Origin of the sequence: Kitasatospora xanthocidica (genome assembly GCF_014656195.1) — a bacterium.
In the GTDB taxonomy this organism is placed as follows: Bacteria; Actinomycetota; Actinomycetes; order Streptomycetales; family Streptomycetaceae; genus Kitasatospora; species Kitasatospora xanthocidica.
In genome coordinates, this window is sequence record NZ_BNBY01000051.1 from 1 (window position 1) to 17,394 (window position 17,394).

General features: G+C 74.3%; 15 protein-coding genes and 1 rRNA gene. 8 read left to right on the top strand and 8 right to left on the bottom strand.

The features are described 5' to 3' along the window. The first annotated feature begins 102 nt into the window (after positions 1 to 102). From rrf to IE332_RS39265, 3 genes are all read left to right on the top strand, one after another. Positions 103 to 219: ribosomal RNA gene (rrf, locus tag IE332_RS39255) — 5S ribosomal RNA — on the top strand. Positions 220 to 400: 181 nt separating this feature from the next. Next, positions 401 to 808, top strand: a complete 408-nt coding sequence (locus tag IE332_RS39260; RefSeq protein ID WP_189926406.1) for a YciI family protein — start codon at positions 401 to 403, stop codon at positions 806 to 808. Positions 809 to 816: 8 nt separating this feature from the next. After that, complete coding sequence (locus IE332_RS39265; protein ID WP_189926456.1) at positions 817 to 1,974, top strand: RNA polymerase sigma factor; 1,158 nt, start codon at positions 817 to 819, stop codon at positions 1,972 to 1,974. Positions 1,975 to 1,989: 15 nt separating this feature from the next. On the opposite strand, the gene IE332_RS39270 is transcribed toward IE332_RS39265, so the two are convergent. From IE332_RS39270 to IE332_RS39290, 5 genes are all read right to left on the bottom strand, one after another. After that, positions 1,990 to 3,300 (bottom strand): DUF58 domain-containing protein, encoded by a 1,311-nt coding sequence (locus tag IE332_RS39270; protein ID WP_189926408.1) that lies wholly within the window; start codon positions 3,298 to 3,300, stop codon positions 1,990 to 1,992. A gap of 102 nt (positions 3,301 to 3,402) precedes the next feature. Next, positions 3,403 to 4,332, bottom strand: coding sequence for an AAA family ATPase (locus tag IE332_RS39275; protein WP_229929289.1), 930 nt, complete (start codon positions 4,330 to 4,332; stop codon positions 3,403 to 3,405). A gap of 83 nt (positions 4,333 to 4,415) precedes the next feature. After that, positions 4,416 to 5,636, bottom strand: coding sequence for a DUF4350 domain-containing protein (locus IE332_RS39280; protein WP_189926412.1), 1,221 nt, complete (start codon positions 5,634 to 5,636; stop codon positions 4,416 to 4,418). Continuing rightward, entirely contained in the window at positions 5,633 to 6,373 is a 741-nt protein-coding gene (locus IE332_RS39285) for a DUF4129 domain-containing protein (RefSeq protein WP_189926414.1), read from the bottom strand. Before IE332_RS39285 ends, IE332_RS39280 begins: the two co-directional genes overlap by 4 nt. 5 nt (positions 6,374 to 6,378) lie before the next feature. Then, entirely contained in the window at positions 6,379 to 7,542 is a 1,164-nt protein-coding gene (locus IE332_RS39290; RefSeq protein ID WP_189926415.1) for a DUF7847 domain-containing protein, read from the bottom strand. 286 nt (positions 7,543 to 7,828) lie between these two features. Between IE332_RS39290 and mtrA the strand changes: the two genes are divergently transcribed. From mtrA to IE332_RS39305, 3 genes are read left to right on the top strand one after another with little or no spacing between them, the layout of a single operon-like run. Continuing rightward, positions 7,829 to 8,506 (top strand): MtrAB system response regulator MtrA, encoded by a 678-nt coding sequence (mtrA, locus tag IE332_RS39295; protein ID WP_030061806.1) that lies wholly within the window; start codon positions 7,829 to 7,831, stop codon positions 8,504 to 8,506. Position 8,507: 1 nt separating this feature from the next. Beyond that, entirely contained in the window at positions 8,508 to 10,616 is a 2,109-nt protein-coding gene (gene mtrB, locus IE332_RS39300; protein ID WP_189926416.1) for an MtrAB system histidine kinase MtrB, read from the top strand. Continuing rightward, complete coding sequence (locus tag IE332_RS39305) at positions 10,591 to 12,486, top strand: LpqB family beta-propeller domain-containing protein (protein WP_189926417.1); 1,896 nt, start codon at positions 10,591 to 10,593, stop codon at positions 12,484 to 12,486. Before mtrB ends, IE332_RS39305 begins: the two co-directional genes overlap by 26 nt. A 130-nt stretch (positions 12,487 to 12,616) precedes the next feature. On the opposite strand, the gene IE332_RS39310 is transcribed toward IE332_RS39305, so the two are convergent. Next, on the bottom strand, positions 12,617 to 13,351 hold the full coding sequence (locus tag IE332_RS39310) for a ComF family protein (RefSeq protein ID WP_308437663.1): 735 nt from the start codon (positions 13,349 to 13,351) through the stop codon (positions 12,617 to 12,619). 368 nt (positions 13,352 to 13,719) lie between these two features. On the opposite strand from IE332_RS39310, the gene hpf reads away from it, so the two are divergent. Continuing rightward, the gene (hpf, locus tag IE332_RS39315; RefSeq protein ID WP_189926418.1) at positions 13,720 to 14,415 is read left to right on the top strand and encodes a ribosome hibernation-promoting factor, HPF/YfiA family; all 696 of its coding nucleotides are present in this window, start codon (positions 13,720 to 13,722) and stop codon (positions 14,413 to 14,415) included. A 274-nt stretch (positions 14,416 to 14,689) separates the two neighbouring features. Further along, complete coding sequence (locus IE332_RS39320; protein ID WP_229929286.1) at positions 14,690 to 15,442, top strand: response regulator; 753 nt, start codon at positions 14,690 to 14,692, stop codon at positions 15,440 to 15,442. A 49-nt stretch (positions 15,443 to 15,491) separates the two neighbouring features. On the opposite strand, the gene IE332_RS39325 is transcribed toward IE332_RS39320, so the two are convergent. Then, positions 15,492 to 16,685 carry a winged helix-turn-helix domain-containing protein gene (locus IE332_RS39325; protein WP_189926421.1) on the bottom strand — a complete coding sequence of 398 codons (1,194 nt, stop codon included), beginning with the start codon at positions 16,683 to 16,685 and terminating at the stop codon, positions 15,492 to 15,494. Positions 16,686 to 16,833: 148 nt separating this feature from the next. Next, a complete protein-coding gene (locus IE332_RS39330) occupies positions 16,834 to 17,391 on the bottom strand; it encodes a GNAT family N-acetyltransferase (RefSeq protein WP_189926423.1) in 558 nt (185 codons plus the stop codon). Positions 17,392 to 17,394 lie beyond the last annotated feature (3 nt).

Sequence of the window (17,394 nt, forward strand, 5' to 3'; positions counted from 1 at the left end):
AATAGGCCGAGGGCTTGTCCTCAGTTGCTCGCGTCCACTGTGTTGTTCTGAAACAACGACCCGCCCGAACTTGTCGGGTGTCGGTTGACAGTTTCATAGTGTTTCGGTGGTCATAGCGTGAGGGAAACGCCCGGTTACATTCCGAACCCGGAAGCTAAGCCTCACAGCGCCGATGGTACTGCAGGGGGGACCCTGTGGGAGAGTAGGACGCCGCCGAACAATCATTGCTGAAGAACCCCCATCTGGTTTCCGGATGGGGGTTCTTCGCGTTTCCGGGCCGGACGGAGCCGGAAGGTGCTGGAAAAAATCTTGGTCGATGGTGTCGAGAAGCCGTGGCCGGCTTCGTCCCCGGGGTGGACGCGGCCACAATGGGTCGCACCAGCACCGAGGGAGAAGCACGATGGCCAAGTACCTGCTGCTCAAGCACTACCGAGGCGCCCCGGAGGCGGTCAACTGCGTGCCGATGGACCGGTGGACGCCGGAGGAGATCTCCGCGCACATCCGGTACATGCAGGACTTCGCGGCCCGGCTGGAGAAGACCGGCGAGTTCGTCGACGGTCAGGCGCTCGCACCCGAGGGGACGTGGGTGCGCTCCGACGGTGCGGGCCGTCCGCCGGTGACCGACGGGCCGTTCGCGGAGACCAAGGACCTGATCGCCGGCTGGATGGTGATCGACGTCGACAGTTACGAGCGGGCGGTCGAGCTGGCCGGGGAGCTGTCGGCCGCGCCCGGGGCCGGCGGGGAGCCGATCCACGAGTGGCTGGAGCTGCGGCCGTTCCTGGCCGAGCCGCCGACCATCACGGAGTGACCTCTCCGATGAACGAGGCCCTGATCCGGAGCCTCACGCCGAGCGTGCTCGGGATCCTCGTCCGCCGCGGAGCAGACTTCGCGGCGGCCGAGGACGCCGTGCAGGAGGCCCTGGTCGAGGCGGTTCGGCTATGGCCGACCGACCGGCCGCGGGATCCGAAGGGCTGGCTGGTCACGGTGGCCTGGCGCAAGTTCCTCGACGCGGCCCGGTCGGAGACGGCCCGTCGGCGGCGTGAGGAGCTGGTCGACCAGGAGCCGGAGCCGGGTCCTGCGGCGGAGGCGGACGACACGCTCCGGCTCTACTTCCTGTGCGCCCACCCGTCGTTGACGCCGTCTTCGGCGGTCGCGCTCACGCTGCGGGCCGTGGGCGGTCTGACCACCCGGCAGATCGCCCGGGCCTACCTGGTGCCCGAGGCGACCATGGCCCAGCGCATCAGCCGGGCCAAGCGGACCGTCTCGGATGTGCGGTTCGACCGGGCCGGTGACCTGTCCACCGTCCTGCGCGTCCTGTACCTGGTGTTCAACGAGGGCTACTCCGGGGACGTCGACCTCGCCGCCGAGGCCATCCGGCTCACCCGGCAGCTCGCGGCGGCGGTCGACGACCCCGAAGTGGCGGGACTGCTGGCCCTGATGCTGCTGCACCACGCCCGGCGGGCTGGGCGGACGGCGCCGGACGGCAGCCTGGTGCCGCTGGCGGAGCAGGACCGCGGCACCTGGGACACCGGGTTGATCGCCGAGGGGGTGGGGATCCTGCAGGCGGCGCTGGCCCGGGACCGGCTGGGCGAGTTCCAGGCGCAGGCCGCCGTCGCGGCCCTGCACGCCGACGCGCCGACCGCGGCGGAGACCGACTGGGTGCAGATCGTCGAGTGGTACGACGAGTTGGTGCGGCTGACGGACAGTCCGGTGGTCCGGCTCAACCGTGCGGTGGCCGTCGGTGAGGCGGACGGGCCGAGGGCCGGGCTGGCGGCGCTCGCCCAGCTGGACGAATCGCTGCCCCGGTACACCGCGGTGGCGGCGTACCTGCATGAGCGGGACGGAGACCTGGAGAGGGCGGCGCGGTTGTACGTCGAGGCGGCGCACCGGGCGTCCAACCTGGCGGAGCGGGACCACCTGACGCGTCAGGCGGCCCGGATCAACGCGGAGTTGAACGACCGCCGGCCCCGCTGAAGCAGGGCGGGCGGGTCAGAGCCGGCCGGCGGCCTTCAGTGCCAGGTAGGCGTCGGCGAGGACGGGGGCGATCTGGGCCGGCGGGGCGTCGAGGACGGTGACGCCGTGACGGGTGAGCCGGTCGGCGGTGGCGCGGCGGTCGGCGCGGGTCTGCTCGGCGGCGGCCGCGCCGTAGACGGCTTCGACGGTGCCGCGGCCGGCGGCGAGGACGTCCAGCCGGGGGTCGGCGACGGAGGCCAGGACGACCTCGTGGCGCTTGGTGAGCAGCGGCAGCAGGGGGCGCAGGCCGTCCTCGACGGGCGCCGCGTCGAGGCCGGTGAGCAGGACGATCAGCGACCGCTGGGGGGCCATCTTGAGGGCCGTGGAGACCAGTGCGCGCAGGTCCGTCTCGTGCAGCGCGGGCTCCAGGCCGGCCATCGCGTTGGTGAAGGCGGGCAGGACCTCGTGGGCGGAGCAGCCGGCCACGGCGGCGCGCTTGTGGAGGTCGTGGGCGAGCAGGTCGACGCGGTCGCCGGCGCGGGTGGCGAGGGCGGTCAGCAGCAGGGCGGCGTCGAGGGCGGCGTCCAGTCGGGGGGCGTCGCCGACTCGCCCGGCGGAGGTGCGGCCGGTGTCGAGGACGACGAGGATGTGCCGGTCGCGTTCGGGGCGCCAGGTCCGGACGGCTACGGTGTTGCGGCGGGCGCTGGCGCGCCAGTCGATGGAGCGGACGTCGTCGCCGGGCAGGTACTCGCGCAGGGAGTCGAACTCGGTGCCCTGGCCGCGGGTCAACACCGAGGTGCGGCCGTCGAGTTCGCGCAGCCGGGCGAGCCGGGAGGGCAGGTGCTTGCGGCTGGCGAACGGGGGGAGCGCGCGGACCGTCCAGGGGACGAGGTGCGAGCCCTGGCGGGCGGCCAGGCCGAGCGGGCCGAAGGAGCGGACCGTCACCCGGTGGGCGTGGTGGTCGCCGCGGCGGCTCGGGGTGAGCACGGTGACGGCCCGGCGCCGTTCGCCGCCGGGGACGGTCAGGGCGTGCCGGGAGGCGGTCCCGGCGGTGCCGGGCCGCCAGGCGGACGGGGCCCAGGCGTCGCGCAGCAGGGCCCGGAGCGGGCGCCCGGACGGGTTGGTGACGGTCAGTTCGACCGTGGCGGGCTCGCCGAGCCGGACGGTGGTGGTGCCGCCCCGTCCGAACCGCAGGTCGCGGACGGGGGCGGCGAGCACCAGGTCGACCGCGACGGCGAGCAGGACCGCGCCGGTGACCAGCCAGATCCCGGCGGCCGACGGCAGCAGCAGGCCCACGACGAGCGCGCCGAGTGCGGCGAGCAGGGCGGTTCGCCCGGTGAGGGCCATGCGGTGCGCTCCTTCGGAGACCCGTCGTCCGGGGCCCGCGACGGGTGCGGGCGATGGCCGACGGGTGGTGGATCAACAGGCGGTGGATCGGCGGGCGGTGGGTCAGCGGGGTGCGGGCGTCTGGGTGAGGACGGCCTGGATGACGGAGTCGGCGGTGACGCCCTCCATCTCGGCCTCGGCGCGCAGCGCGACGCGGTGCCGCAGGGTGGGCAGGGCGAGTGCCTTGACGTCGTCCGGGGTGACGTAGTCGCGGCCGGCCAGCCAGGCCCAGGCGCGCGAGGCGGCGAGCAGGGCGGTGGCGCCGCGCGGGGAGACGCCGATGGACAGCGACGGGGACTGCCGGGTGGCCCGGCAGAGGTCGACGATGTAGGCGAGGACCTCGGGGGCGACGGTCAGCTTGGCGATCTGCTCGCGGGCGGCGGCGACGTGCTCGGGCCCGGCGACCGGGCGGACGCCGGCCGCGGCGAGGTCGCGGGGGTCGAAGCCGGCGGCGTGCCGGGAGAGGACCTGGAACTCCTGGTCGCGGTCGGGCAGCGGCAGGACCAGCTTGAGCAGGAAGCGGTCCAGCTGGGCCTCGGGCAGCGGGTAGGTGCCCTCGTACTCGACCGGATTTTGTGTTGCGGCGACCAGGAACGGGACGGGCAGCGCACGCGGCTCGCCGTCCACGGTGACCTGGTGCTCCTCCATGGCCTCCAGCAGGGCGGCCTGGGTCTTCGGCGGGGTGCGGTTGATCTCGTCGGCGAGCAGCAGGTTGGTGAAGACCGGGCCTGGCTGGAAGGAGAACTCGGCGGTACGGGCGTCGTAGACGAGCGAGCCGGTGACGTCGCCGGGCATCAGGTCGGGGGTGAACTGGATGCGCTTGGTCTCCAGGCTGAGCGCGGTGGAGAGGGTGCGGACCAGCAGGGTCTTGGCGACGCCGGGGACGCCCTCCAGCAGCACGTGGCCGCCGCAGAGGAGCGCGACCACCAGTCCGGTGACGGCGGCGTCCTGGCCGACCACGGCCTTGCCGATCTCGGCGCGCAGGGCGGTCAGCGCCGCCCGCGGGTCGGTGGTGGCGCCCGGGGTCGCGGTCGCCGGGCCGGGGACGGCGCGGAGCTGGGCGGTTGCCTGGTCGGTCACGGGTTCCGTACCTGCCTTTCGAGGGTGTCGAGGTCGTCGGCGAGCCGCAGCAGCGCGGTGTCGTCGGTCGGGGGCGGGCCGTACAGCAGGGCCCGGACGTCCCCGACGGGCCGGTCGGGGAGACGGGCGGCCGCGGCCGCGCAGAGGGCGTCGGGGTCGGGTACGCCGGCCTGGAGCGGGACGCCCAGGGCCGGGGCGAGGCGGTGGCCGGCGGCGCGGCGCAGGGCCTCGGCGGCGCGGCCGCGGGCCTTGGCACGCCGGTAGAGGCGGGCGCGGCCCTCGGTGGTCTCGGAGGCTCGGACCACCACGGGCAGGTCCTCGCTGACCACCGGGCCGAGCCGGCGGCCGCGCCACAGGGCGGCGAGCACGGCGGCGACGACCAGCTGGTAGTAGGCCCAGTGCCAGCCGTTCGGGATGTAGTCGCCGAAGGTCTTCCGGGCGCGGACGCCGTCGGGGAGCGGGGCGGAGTAGTCGGGCAGGTGCCAGGTGAGGCGGGGCTGCGAGCCGAGCAGGCCGAGCGCGAGGGAGGCGTCGCCGTCCTTGGGCAGCTGCTCGTTGTGCAGGAAGGCGCCGGTGCCGAGGACGATGACGTCGCCGCCGGCGCCCGGGGTGCTGACCAGCGAGTAGCCGTGGCCGCGCGGGTAGCAGCCCTCGCCGCGGCTGCCGCTGGTGTAGAGCATGCCGCCCAGCTGGGCGCTGCCGGCCCGGGCCGCCTCGATGACCGGGCAGTCGGCCGGAGTGCTGTGGACGGAGGCGTACGGCAGGCCGCCGTCCTCGTCGGACAGCCGGATGCCGGGGGCGAGCGCGGTGAGCGCGGCCGGGCCCGGGGCGATCAGGACCAGCCGCCGGTGCCGGGCGGCCGCGACGGCCCGCAGCTGGGTGGGGCTGAGCAGGTCGGGTTCGGGCAGCACCAGGGTGTCCGGTCCGGCCGGGCTGCCGGTCGGGTCGGCGGTGAACTCGGCCGTGACGCCCTGGCGTTCGAGCAGTGCGACGACGGCGTGGGCGCCGTCGCGGTCGTACGAGCGGGGGTCGAGCGGCGGGTAGCTGTGGTCCTGGCCGAGGGCGGTCACGGCGACGGCGCCGATCAGCAGGGCGACGAGGAAGGCCAGGTACCAGCGGGCCCGCCGCCACAGGCCGCGCGGGGTGGGCGCGAGGCTGGTCGGGGCGGTGCTGGGCGTCCCGGTCCCGGACGGGGGTGCGAGGACGGTGTCGGTCATGCCGCTCCTCCTGAAGCCTCGGACGAAGCGGCGGACGAAGCGGCGGCCGGGCCTGCGGCCGGGGCCGGGCCGGTCGCGGCGCCGTCCGGGGCGAGCACCGGCCGGGCGCGTTCCAGCGTCCGGTCGAGCTCGTGCAGCAGCCGGTACGCGGCCTCGTCGGCGGTGCGCTCGCCGTACGCGATGTCGTCGAAGCTCCGGGCGGCCGCGGCCAGCGCGGCGGCGTGCTCGGGCAGCGCCCGGCCGGCCTCGGCGGCGGCCTCGTCGGCGGTGCGGCCCGGGCGGGAGTCGAGCAGGGTCCGCTCCTCCAGGCCCCGGACGAGGGCGCGCATCTGGTCGCGGACGGCCTCGGCCCAGCGTCCGGCGGCGGCGTGCCCGGCCGCGTCCGCCCGGTACTGCGCGGCGCTGCGCGGGCCCTCGACGCCGTACACGTCGCCGGTGGTGCGGGCGGCGCGCCGGGGTGCGCCGAGGCGCCACCAGAGCGCGGCGCCGATCAGCACCGCGACGACCAGGAACAGCACCAGGCCGGTGGTGCCGTCCGCGCCGTCGCCGGAGATGCTGTCGAGCGCGCCGGCGATGTGCTCCCAGATCCAGTCCGTGGCCCGCTGCAGGAGCGACGGGTCGTGCTTGTGGTACTCGGCGTTGAGCAGCTCGTCCCGGGCGGCGTCGCGCGCGGGATCGCGCGGGACGGTGACCGGGGCACCGCCCGCGGCGAGGAGTCTGTCCCCCCAGTCGGACATCCGGTTCAGCGCCTCGCCGGAGTCGGGCCGGCCTGCTCGCCCCAGCCGGTGCCGCCGTACTCGGGCAGACCGGCGGCGCGGGCGAGCTCGATGTCGAGGGCCTCGCGGCGGATCCGCTGGTCGACGTAGACCAGCACGCCGACGGCGGCCATGAACGGGGTGGTCAGGGTGCCGGCGATGATCCCGGCGACGGCCATGACGACCACCATCCAGGCGCCCTGCTGGGTCGCGCCGCCCAGGCCCCGGTCGTCGAGGCTGTCGATGCCGAGCAGCAGGCCGATGAAGCGGAACGGGACGGCGATGACCACCGCGACGACCAGCGACAGCACCTTGCTCAGCAGGGTGATGCCGAAGACCCGCCACCAGGAGCCGCGGACCAGCCGCCGCGAGCGCGACAGCGCCGTCGCCACGCCCTGCTTCTCCAGCATCAGCGCGGGGGCGGCGAGGCTGTAGCGGACCCACAGCCAGGCGGCGACCGGCAGGGCCAGCACGCCGACGATGAACAGCAGCCCGGTGGTCGCGGGCTCGTTGGCGCCGCTGACGCTGTAGCCGATCAGCGGCGCGAAGCCGAGCAGTGCCACCCCGGGGCCCATCAGGACGGTGAGCAGGGTGAGCCCGAACAGCTGCAGGAGCCGCGGTCGGGCGTCCCGCCAGGCCTCGCCCGCGGTGGCGGACCGGCCGAGGACGGCGCGGCTGACCACGATGGTGAGCAGCGCGGCGGCGAGCACGTCGAGCAGCAGTTGCAGCGGCATGGCGGCGACCAGCCGCAGGGTCTGGGTGGCGGCGCCGGTCTTGCCCTTGACCAGCAGGTCCACCAGGACGGCCCCGCCCTGGGCGACCACGGCGATGCCGAGGGAGAGGGCGAGGACGGTCCGCCACTGTCGGCGGACGGTGCCGACGGCGCCGTCGAGGAGCTCGCCGACGAGGAGCGGGCGCAGCGGGATGACGCCCGGCTTGGGGCTCTGCGGTACGCCCCAGCCGTACGGGCTGTGGCCGCCGGAGGGCTGCTGCCCCCACTGCGGCCGACCGGGCCGGGTGTGCGGGCCGGGGGTGGCCTGCGGTGGTGCCGACGGCCCGGGCACGGCGGCGGGCGCGTCGGCCGGGGGCCGGGCGCCGTCGCGGGACGGCTCGGACGAGCCGGGCGAGGCCCAGCCCGGAGTGTCGGTCATCACTGCTCCTCGGAGGGGCGTCGTGGGTGCGGCTCCGAACGATCTTCCGTCCGCGCGCAGCGCCCATCGTGCCATGGGGCCGGGGGCGGCCTCAGGGGGATCCGGTCGCTGATCGTCAACGGGTGGTCACCGCGGGTCGGGCGGCGGGCCGCGGGCGGTTCGGAGGTGCTCCGGCCGGGGTCATTCGCCCGGTATGGCCGGAATGCACCGGCGGGCGAGTTGGCCGTTCTGGAGCAATGGCACTGCTGTGCGGCAGGTCACAATCCGGTAATGAGAAGATGGAGCCATGAAGGGACGCGTCCTCGTCGTTGATGACGACTCCGCACTGGCCGAGATGCTCGGCATCGTGTTGCGTGGTGAGGGTTTTGAGCCGTTTTTCGTCGCGGATGGGGACAAGGCGCTAGCCGCGTTCCGGGAGACCAAGCCCGATCTGGTGCTGCTCGATCTGATGCTGCCCGGCCGGGACGGCATCGACGTGTGCCGGCAGATCCGGGCCGAGTCCGGCATCCCGATCGTCATGCTGACCGCGAAGACCGACACGGTCGACGTCGTGGTGGGCCTGGAGTCGGGTGCCGACGACTACGTCACCAAGCCGTTCAAGCCCAAGGAGCTGGTGGCCCGGGTCCGCGCCCGGCTGCGCCGTGCCGAGGAGCCGACGCCGGAGCAGCTGACCATAGGCGATCTGGTGATCGACGTGGCCGGCCACTCGGTGAAGCGGGACGGCCGGGGCATCCCGCTGACTCCGCTGGAGTTCGACCTGCTGGTCGCGCTGGCCCGCAAGCCCTGGCAGGTGTTCACCCGCGAGGTGCTGCTGGAGCAGGTCTGGGGCTACCGCCACGCGGCGGACACCCGGCTGGTCAACGTCCATGTGCAGCGCCTCCGCTCCAAGATCGAGAAGGACCCGGAGCGTCCCGAGATCGTGGTGACCGTCCGCGGCGTCGGCTACAAGGCCGGACCCAGCTGACGTGACGGACCGGGCTGACGAGACCCCGTCGGGTACCGCGACCGACGGGGCCGGGGCCGTGCGCGGGGACGTGCTGAGTTCGACCACCCGCCACCGACGCGGCCGCTTCGGCATCGTCGGGCTGGTGAAGCGTCAGCTGCGCCGACCCGCCCACCGGGCGTCCGCGCTGTACCGGCGGTCGATCCAGCTGCGCGTGGTCGCGGTGTCGCTGCTGGCCTCCATCGCGGTGGTCCTGGTGCTCGGCGTGGTCGTGGTGGCGCAGGTGCGCACCGGCCTGCTCGACACCAAGATGGACGCCGCCCGGGCCCAGGCCAGGATCGGCTTCCAGGTCGAGCAGAAGAAGATCGACGAGGCCAAGGACCAGAAGCTGCGGGGCACCGCCGACCCGACCGTCGACGACCCCGGCACCTGGCTGCTGCGGCAGGTCAACGACCTGGCCGGCAGCGGGCAGACCGTCTACTCGGTGATCGCGATGGCCCCCGGCAGCGACGCCGTCGTCCCCGACGGCGGCGGCTTCGCGCCGCGCTACTCGGGCGACATCCAGCCCAGCAGCATCCCGGACGCCCTGCGGGCCAAGCTCGTCGCCGAGCCCGCCCAGATGTTCGACCAGCCGACCCGGATCCACCGCTCGCCCGAGAGCGGCGGGAAGTCCGAGCCCGGGCTGGCCCTCGGCATGCAGTTCGCCGGCCCGGGCGCGGGCGGCAACAGCTACCAGATGTTCTACGTGTTCTCCTTCGGCCAGGAGACCGACACCCTCAACCTGGTCACCGGCACCCTGGCGACCGCCGGCGTGTTCGTGGTGATCCTCATGGGCGGCATCGCCTGGGTCGTGGTGCGCCAGGTGGTCACCCCGGTCCGGATGGCCGCCGGGATCTCCGAGCGGCTCGCCGACGGGCACCTGGAAGAGCGGATGAAGGTGACCGGGACGGACGACATCGCCCGCCTCGGGGAATCGTTCAACCGGATGGCCAACGCCCTGCAGGCGCAGATCCGCCAGCTGGAGGAGCTGTCCCGGGTGCAGCGGCGCTTCGTCTCGGACGTCTCGCACGAGCTGCGCACCCCGCTGACCACCGTCCGGATGGCCGCCGACCTCATCTACGACAGCCGTGAGGACCTCGACCCGATGGCGGCCCGCTCGGCGGAGCTGCTGCAGGGCCAGCTGGACCGCTTCGAGTCGCTGCTCGCCGACCTGCTGGAGATCAGCCGCTTCGACGCCGGCGCCGCGATCCTGGACGCCGAGCCGGTCGACCTGCGGGAGATCGTCGGCCGCGTGGTGGAGGCCGCCGAACCGCTGGCCGAGGCCAAGGGCAGCGCCGTCGTGATCCGCGGTGACGGCGAGCCCGTGCTGGCCGAGGTGGACTCCCGCCGGATCGAGCGCATCCTGCGCAACCTGGTGGTCAACGCGCTGGAGCACGGCGAGGGCCGCGATGTGGTGGTCCGGCTGGGCTCCGCGGACGGCGCGGTCGCCGTCGGCGTCCGCGACTACGGCATCGGCCTCAAGCCGGGCGAGGCGTCCCGGGTGTTCCACCGGTTCTGGCGGGCCGACCCGTCCCGGGTGCGGACCACCGGCGGCACCGGCCTCGGCCTGTCCATCGCCGTCGAGGACGCCCATCTGCACGGCGGCTGGCTCCAGGCCTGGGGCGAGCCCGGCGGCGGCTCGCACTTCCGGCTCACCCTGCCGCGCACCCGCGGCGGCGAGATCTCCCGGGCGCCGTTCCGGCTGGAGCCCGAGGACTCCCGCAACAATCGGGGCCTGGGCGCGTACGGAACGCCGTACCGGCGGGCGATCAGCCCGGTCGGCTCGACGGCGATGACCGTCGCCGAGGAGCCGACGGAGGCGCCGGAGGGCATGGGCGGCCTCGGCAGCGGCCTCGGCGGGGTACTGAACATCGGCCCCGGCCTCGGCCGGAACCGACTGCCCGAGGGCCCGCGCGCGGACCCCTCGGACGTGCGGACGGCGGGCGCCGGTTACGGGGCGACCGGCGCCCAGGTCATGGTGGACCCGACGCCCGGACGGCCGTCGGTGGCACAGCGGACGGCGGAGCCGGACGTGACGGGTGGGACGGACGTGGAGGGGTCGCAGCGTGCGAGGGACGAGCAAGAGGACTGAGCCGCGGCTCCTCGCGGTGGCCGGCGTGCTGCTCGCCCTGACGGCGAGCGGCTGCGCGGCCATGCCGGACTCCGGCGGCATCACCAGGGTGGAGCTGTCCCAGGGCTCGGCGGACAAGAACCTGCAGGCCAGGGTCTACCCGATGGCGCCCGGCAAGGGCGCCAAGCCGCACGAGCTGCTGACCGGGTTCCTGGACGCGGTGACCGCCGACGAGGGGTACGAGACCGCCCGCAAGTACCTCACCGAGGGCGCCGCCGCGGCCTGGAAGCCGGAGGCCGGGATCCGGGTGCTCTCGTCCACGACCATCCCCGGCGGCGCGGACGTCACCGACGCGGACGCCCAGGCCCCGGTGACGGTCACGGTGAGCGGCCAGCTGGTCGCCAGCGTCGACGAGAAGCACTCGTACCTGCTGGTGGCCGGGCAGAACAACAACGTCTCGTCCGACTTCACCTTCGTCCGGGAGAAGGACGAGTGGCGGATCGACAAGCTGCCGTCCGGCGTGATCATGAACGAGACCAACTTCCGGAACAGCTTCCGGCAGGTCGAGCGGTTCTTCTACACCGCGCCGGACCCGTCCGCGGTGGCCGCCGGGAACTCCGGCCACGAGGTGCTGGTCGCCGACCCGATCTACCTGCGGCGCCGAATAGACCCGCTGGCCTCGGCAGCCCAGGCGGTCGCCGACGGGCCCTCGACCTGGCTCTCGCCCGTGGTCCGGACGGCCTTCCCGAACGGTGCCAAGGTCGACCGGGTGACCATCGACGACAGCAAGGTCGCCCACGTGCAGCTCGGCTCGGCCGACCTCAGCGAGCCGATGGGCTGCCGGCGGATGGCGACCCAGCTCTTCTACACCCTCGCCGACCAGGGCAAGGGCCAGGTCGAGCGGCTCGAACTGAAGGGCCAGCGCGGCTCCTGCACCGCCAGCCGCGCCGACGAGCCGGCCACCGGACCCGGCGCCCTGGCCGGGCCGACGCCCGCGATCCAGTACTACCAGCGCGCCGACGGCGCCCTGGTGGCGACCGAGGAGGGGCGCGCCGGCGACCCGGTCCGCGGCGTCCTCGGCAAGCCGCAGTCGAACTCCAAGCCGCCGCTCGGCGCCGTCGCGGTCAGCCGGGGCGGCTTCCAGGCCGCCGCGATCAGCGAGGACGGCCACCAGGTCTACTCGGTGCAGCTGACGGACAACACGGTGAACCTGGGCGACCCGGTGCTCAGCTCGGCGGCGAAGTCCGGCGACAAGGAGGACGGCTTCGCCTCGCCCAGCTGGGACGGCCGCGGCGACCTCTGGGTGGTGGACCGCAACCAGCAGGGCCAGCGGGTGGTGATGGTGCGCGGCAACAAGCCGTACACCGTGCCGGTCGAGGGGCTGGCCGGGCAGACCGTGCAGGCGCTGAAGATCTCCTCGGACGGCGTCCGGGCCGCCCTGGTGGTCAAGACCCCGGGCGTGGCCATCCGCTCGCTGATGTTCGGGCTGGTGGTGCACGGCGGCACCCCGCAGGCGCCGACCGTGAAGATCACCGGACTGCGCCGGGCCGCCCCCACGCTGACCGACGTCGCCTCGGTGTCCTGGGCGGAGACCGACCAGCTGCTGGTGCTCGGCAAGGAGACCGACCGGACCCAGCAGCTGTACTTCATCAGCACCGACGGCTCGCGGAGCACCGACACCCAGCTGCAGAGCGCCGACAGCATGATGACCGTCGCGGCCTCCGAGTCCCGGGGGGACAGCCTGACCCAGGCGCCGCCGGTGCTCGCGATGGCGGAGGTCAAGCAGGCGGACGGCAAGCCGAGCGAGGTCAAGGCCTACCGGCTGGTCAACAACCAGTGGCGGGAAGTCCCGCTGATCGACAAGCCCCGGTCGTACTTCTACGCGGGGTGACGGGCGGTCGGCTTCCGGTCGGACCGTGCGCTGACGGGCGGTCGGCCTGTGCGCTGACGACCGGTCGGCTTCCGGTCCGTCCGTGCGCTGACGGCGCGGCCGGGCGGGCCGGCCGGCCTCCGGCGGAGCCTCAGCCCGCCGGGCGCGCCGCGGAGGCGGAGACCGTGGCCGCGACGGTGGCGGCGGCCCGGGCGGGCAGGCCGGCGTCGGCCAGCGCCCGGGCGGCCTCGACGAGGCTGGCCCCGGTCGTCACCAGGTCGTCCACCAGGACGGGGTGGCGGCCCGCCAGGCCCGCCCCGGCGCGCGGCAGTACGGTGAGCGCGCCGTGCAGGTTGCGGCGGCGCTCCGCCGCGTTCAGCCCGGTCTGGTCGGCGACCGGACGGGCGTGCCGCAGCAGCGCGGCGGCCCGGGCGTCCAGGCCGGCCCGGCGCAGCGAGCGGGCGGCGGCCCCGGCCAGCCGCAGTGTCGGGTCGTGGCCGCGGGCGCGGACGGCCGCGCGGGCCGAGGGCATCGGTACCAGCAGCAGCGGCGCGGCCCCGGCCCGTGACCCCAGGGCGGAGCGCACCGCCCGGCCGAGGGCCTCGCCGAGCGGCCCGGCCAGCCGCAGCGCGCCGCGCTCCTTGTGCGCGAGCAGCAGCTGCCGGACCGGGTCGGTGTAGGGGGCGGCGGCGTGCGCCCAGGGCAGCAGGGTGGGGGCGGGCCGGGCGGTGGCGAGGACCTCGCGGCAGGCCGGGCAGAGCTGGGTGCGCTCGGCGCCGCAGCCCGCGCAGTTCGCGGGGAGCAGGACGTCCAGCAGCCCGGCCAGTGCGTGGCCGAACGGTCCGTGGGCGGACGGCGGACGGGTGGGGGAGGAACACGGCGGCACGGCTGCTCCTGGCGGCGGCAGGCACGGGGAGTGAGCAAAGGATCCGCCGTATGGGGGGCGTTGTCCAGGTATTTACCGTTACTTCACTCGCAGGAGGGTAGACAGGGTGCAACAGCTTGACCGCCCGCTCGCAGTATCGGGTCATACCCACTTTCCCGCCCGGGGAGGCGAAAACCCCGCGTGAGGTGTTCGATAAGGCTCCAGGGGGTTTCAACCGTCCCTGGTGGGGAGGAAGTGAGGTGAGGGCCAGTCGTTTCCCGCCGGTGGCGGGGGGCGGGCGGCCGGCAGTGGATGGGCTGGTCCAGCTGGGTCTCAGTCCGGTCCGGTAGCACCCGGATCGGCGTCAGCACGAGGGATCGGAGTTCTGCGTGGACATCGTCGTCAAGGGCCGCAAGACCGAGGTGCCCAAGAGGTTCCGCGAGCACGTGGCCGAGAAGCTGGAGAAGGTCCAGAAGTTCGACGGCAAGGTGATCAGCCTCGACGTCGAGGTGTCCAAGGAGCACAACCCGCGGCAGGCCGACCGGTCCGAGCGGGTGGAGATCACTCTCCGTACCCGCGGGCCGGTGATCCGGGCCGAAGCCGCCGCCGGCGACCCGTACGCGGCGCTCGACCTGGCTTCGGCGAAGCTCGACGCGCAGCTGCGCAAGTCCGCAGACCGGCGCCGGGTGCACAAGGGCGGCGCGAACGGCCGCACCCCCATCAGCGTCGCAGAGGCGACCGCGGCCCTGGCCGCGCTGCCCGCCACCACGCCGCCGGAGGCCGGGACGAACGGCGCCGTCCGCAAGACCATGATGGGATCCCTGGAAGTGGAGGGCGAAGGCCCGCTGGTGGTCCGGGAGAAGACGCACCCGGCCGCCCCGATGGCGCTCGACCAGGCGCTCTACGAGATGGAGCTGGTCGGCCACGACTTCTACCTCTTCGTGGAGAAGGACAGCGGCCTGCCCAGCGTCGTCTACCGCCGACACGGCTACCACTACGGTGTCATCCACCTGCAGACAGACCTGCAGGCCGGGTCGGGCAGTGGCGCGGGCGGAGCGATCGGCGGGGTCGACGACGAGGACTGACCGTCCGAGCAGTGAGTGATGGAGGGGTGACCCCGGTGGCCGCGGCCGCCGGGGTCACCGGCGTTCCGGGGCCGGGTGGTTCGGACGCGGCCGGGTGCCGGCGCGGCTGTCGGTGCGGGTGACAGGGGCGTGCCGGGGCGGTGTGGGGGCGGTGTGGGGGCGCTGTCGGGGCGGGGGTCACCCGATGCGGGGGAATCGGCGCCGGAGGGTGACCTTGGCGACGGCCGGGCGTGGAATGATTGGCGCACGACGACCCGCGAAGGGGGAGGAGCGGATGGGGGATCACTTCGGGCTGGGGCCCGCGGCTGGATCCGGGCTGCCGTTGGGGCCGGAGGAGGAACCCGCGTACGCGCCGCACCGGGGTGAGCCGATCCGTGTGCTGGTGGTGGACGACCACGCCCTGTTCCGGCGGGGGCTGGAGATCGTCCTCGCCGAGGAGCCGGACATCAAGGTCGTCGGCGAGGCGGGGGACGGCGCCGAGGCCGTGCTGAAGGCCGCCGACCTGCTGCCCGACATCATCCTGATGGACGTCCGGATGCCCAGGCGCAGCGGGATCGAGGCCTGCACGGCGATCAAGGACGTGGCGCCCAGTACCAAGATCATCATGCTGACGATAAGCGACGAGGAGGCCGACCTCTACGAGGCGATCAAGGCGGGGGCCACCGGCTACCTGCTCAAGGAGATCTCCACCGACGAGGTCGCCACCGCGATCCGGGCGGTCGCCGACGGGCAGTCGCAGATCAGCCCCTCGATGGCCTCCAAGCTGCTCACCGAGTTCAAGTCGATGATCCAGCGCCGCTCCGACGACCGGGACCTGGTGCCCGCGCCCCGGCTCACCGACCGGGAGCTGGAGGTGCTCAAGCTGGTGGCGACCGGGATGAACAACCGGGAGATCGCCAAGGAGCTGTTCATCAGCGAGAACACCGTGAAGAACCACGTGCGCAACATCCTGGAGAAGCTCCAACTGCATTCCAGGATGGAGGCGGTGGTGTACGCGATGCGGGAGAAGATCCTCGAAATAGGCTGAGCCGGACGGGCCGCCCGGCACGCCGGGCGGCTTCGGTCCTTTGGCGGCCTCAGTCCGCCAGCAGCTTCTCCAGGGCCGGGCGCAGCCGTTCGTCGTGCAGCGCCTCGACCCGTACGGTGTCGCAGCCGACCCAGGAGGCGGCCTCGCGCAGCGCCGTCGCCAGCGCCTCGACGTGCTTCGCGGAGTCCAGCGAGAGCTGCCGGGCGACCAGGGTGCGGCCCTCGCGGGCCGGGTCGACCCGGCCGACCAGCCGGCCGCCGGTCAGCAGCGGCATCGCGAAGTAGCCGTGCACCCGCTTGTGCTTGGGGGTGTAGGCCTCCAGCCGGTGCGTCATGCCGAAGATCCGCTCGGTGCGCGGGCGGTCCCAGACCAGCGAGTCGAACGGCGAGAGCAGCGTGGTGCGGTGGCGGCCGCGCGGGGCGGTGGTGAGGGCGGCCGGGTCGGCCCAGGCCAGGGCCGCGGTGCCGTCCGGGCCCCAGTCGGCCACCTCGACCGGGACGAGCCCGCTGTCCGGCAGTGCCCGGTCCAACTGCTCGGCGCGCAGCCGGTGGTAGTCCTGCAGGTCGGCCCGGGTGGCCACGCCGAGCGCGGCGCCGGCCTGGGCGACCAGGGTGCGCACGCACTCCTCGTCCGACCGCTCCTGCCCGAACAGCGCGTCCGGGATGGCCTGTTCGGCCAGCGCGTAGACGCGCTTCCAGCTCCGGCGCTCGGTGCAGACCACGTCGCCGAAGGCCAGCGCCCGCTCGACCGCGATCTTGGTGTCGGACCAGTCCCACCACTCCGCGGTCTTCTTGGCGCCGCCCAGCTCGGTGGAGGTCAACGGCCCCTCGGCGCGCAGCTTGTCCAGCACCAGCCGGTAGGCCTCGGGCGTGACCTGGTGGCCCCAGAGGTGCCCGCGGTCGCGGTAGCGGCGGCGCCGGAAGGCGAACAGCGGCCACTCCTCGACCGGCAGGACGCAGGCCGCGTGCGACCAGTACTCGAAGCTCGTGCCGCCGCCCCAGTAGGCCGCCTCGACGGCCGGGCGGCCGACCGCGCCGAGGCGGGCGTACGGGACCAGCTCGTGCGAGCGGGCGAGCACCGAGATGGTGTCCAGCTGGACGGCGCCGAGGTGCCGCAGCACCCCGCGCACCCCGGGCCGGCGGTCGGGCGCGCCGAGCAGCCCCTGGGCGCGCAGGGCGATCCGGCGGGCTTCGTCGGCGCTCAGGACGGTGACGGGGGCGCTGTGCGGGGCTGCGGCGGTCATGCCGGGGAGCCTAACTCCGGGCACCGACAACGGGCGGGGACGCCGACGGAGGCTGCGGGCGGCCGGGGCGGCCCGGGGCAGGCCGGGGGCGGCCCGGGGCAGGCCGGGTCGGTCCGGGTCAGTTTGGGCCAGGCCGGGTCGGTCCGGGTCAGTCCAGGTCGGAGGCCAACAGGGAGCCGACCCAGGCGTCGTGGAAGACGCCGCGCTGCTCGGCGTAGGAGCGCAGGGTGCCCTCGAAGCGGTAGCCGACCTTCTCGGCGATCGCACGGGAGCCCGCGTTGCCGACGTAGGCCTGCCACTCCAGGCGGCGCAGGCCGAGCTCGCGCAGGCCGTAGTGGGAGACGGCCCGGGCGGCCTCGGTCGTGTAGCCGCGGCCGCGGAACTCCTTCACGGCCCACCAGCCGATCTCGGCGCAGCGCGGGTCGTGGTCGCGCAGGACGAGTCCCTGGGCGCCCACCAGGGCGCCGGATTCGCGCTCGAACACGCACCAGACCCGGTTCGCGCCGGTGAGCCAGCCGTTGAAGGCGAGATCGCGCACGAAGTACTCCGCGTCCTCACGCCGGTAGGGGGAGGGAACCACCGTCCAGCGCTGGATCTCCGCGTCCTGGCAGGCGGTGAACACGGCGTCGACGTCCGACTCCCGCGGGGCGCGCAGGACCAGGCGCTCGGTGGTGAGGGTGGCCGGTTCGGTGCGGGGTTCGTCCATGCA

What these genes read in the sequence shown, in the direction of transcription:
- IE332_RS39285 (WP_189926414.1), bottom strand. Translation starts at nt 6,373, where the DNA reads ATGTCCGACTGGGGGGACAGACTCCTCGCCGCGGGCGGTGCCCCGGTC.
- mtrA (WP_030061806.1), top strand. Translation starts at nt 7,829, where the DNA reads ATGAAGGGACGCGTCCTCGTCGTTGATGACGACTCCGCACTGGCCGAG.
- IE332_RS39280 (WP_189926412.1), bottom strand. Translation starts at nt 5,636, where the DNA reads ATGACCGACACCGTCCTCGCACCCCCGTCCGGGACCGGGACGCCCAGC.
- IE332_RS39330 (WP_189926423.1), bottom strand. Translation starts at nt 17,391, where the DNA reads ATGGACGAACCCCGCACCGAACCGGCCACCCTCACCACCGAGCGCCTG.
- IE332_RS39325 (WP_189926421.1), bottom strand. Translation starts at nt 16,685, where the DNA reads ATGACCGCCGCAGCCCCGCACAGCGCCCCCGTCACCGTCCTGAGCGCC.
- IE332_RS39260 (WP_189926406.1), top strand. Translation starts at nt 401, where the DNA reads ATGGCCAAGTACCTGCTGCTCAAGCACTACCGAGGCGCCCCGGAGGCG.
- IE332_RS39270 (WP_189926408.1), bottom strand. Translation starts at nt 3,300, where the DNA reads ATGGCCCTCACCGGGCGAACCGCCCTGCTCGCCGCACTCGGCGCGCTC.
- IE332_RS39290 (WP_189926415.1), bottom strand. Translation starts at nt 7,542, where the DNA reads ATGACCGACACTCCGGGCTGGGCCTCGCCCGGCTCGTCCGAGCCGTCC.
- IE332_RS39320 (WP_229929286.1), top strand. Translation starts at nt 14,690, where the DNA reads ATGGGGGATCACTTCGGGCTGGGGCCCGCGGCTGGATCCGGGCTGCCG.
- IE332_RS39265 (WP_189926456.1), top strand. Translation starts at nt 817, where the DNA reads ATGAACGAGGCCCTGATCCGGAGCCTCACGCCGAGCGTGCTCGGGATC.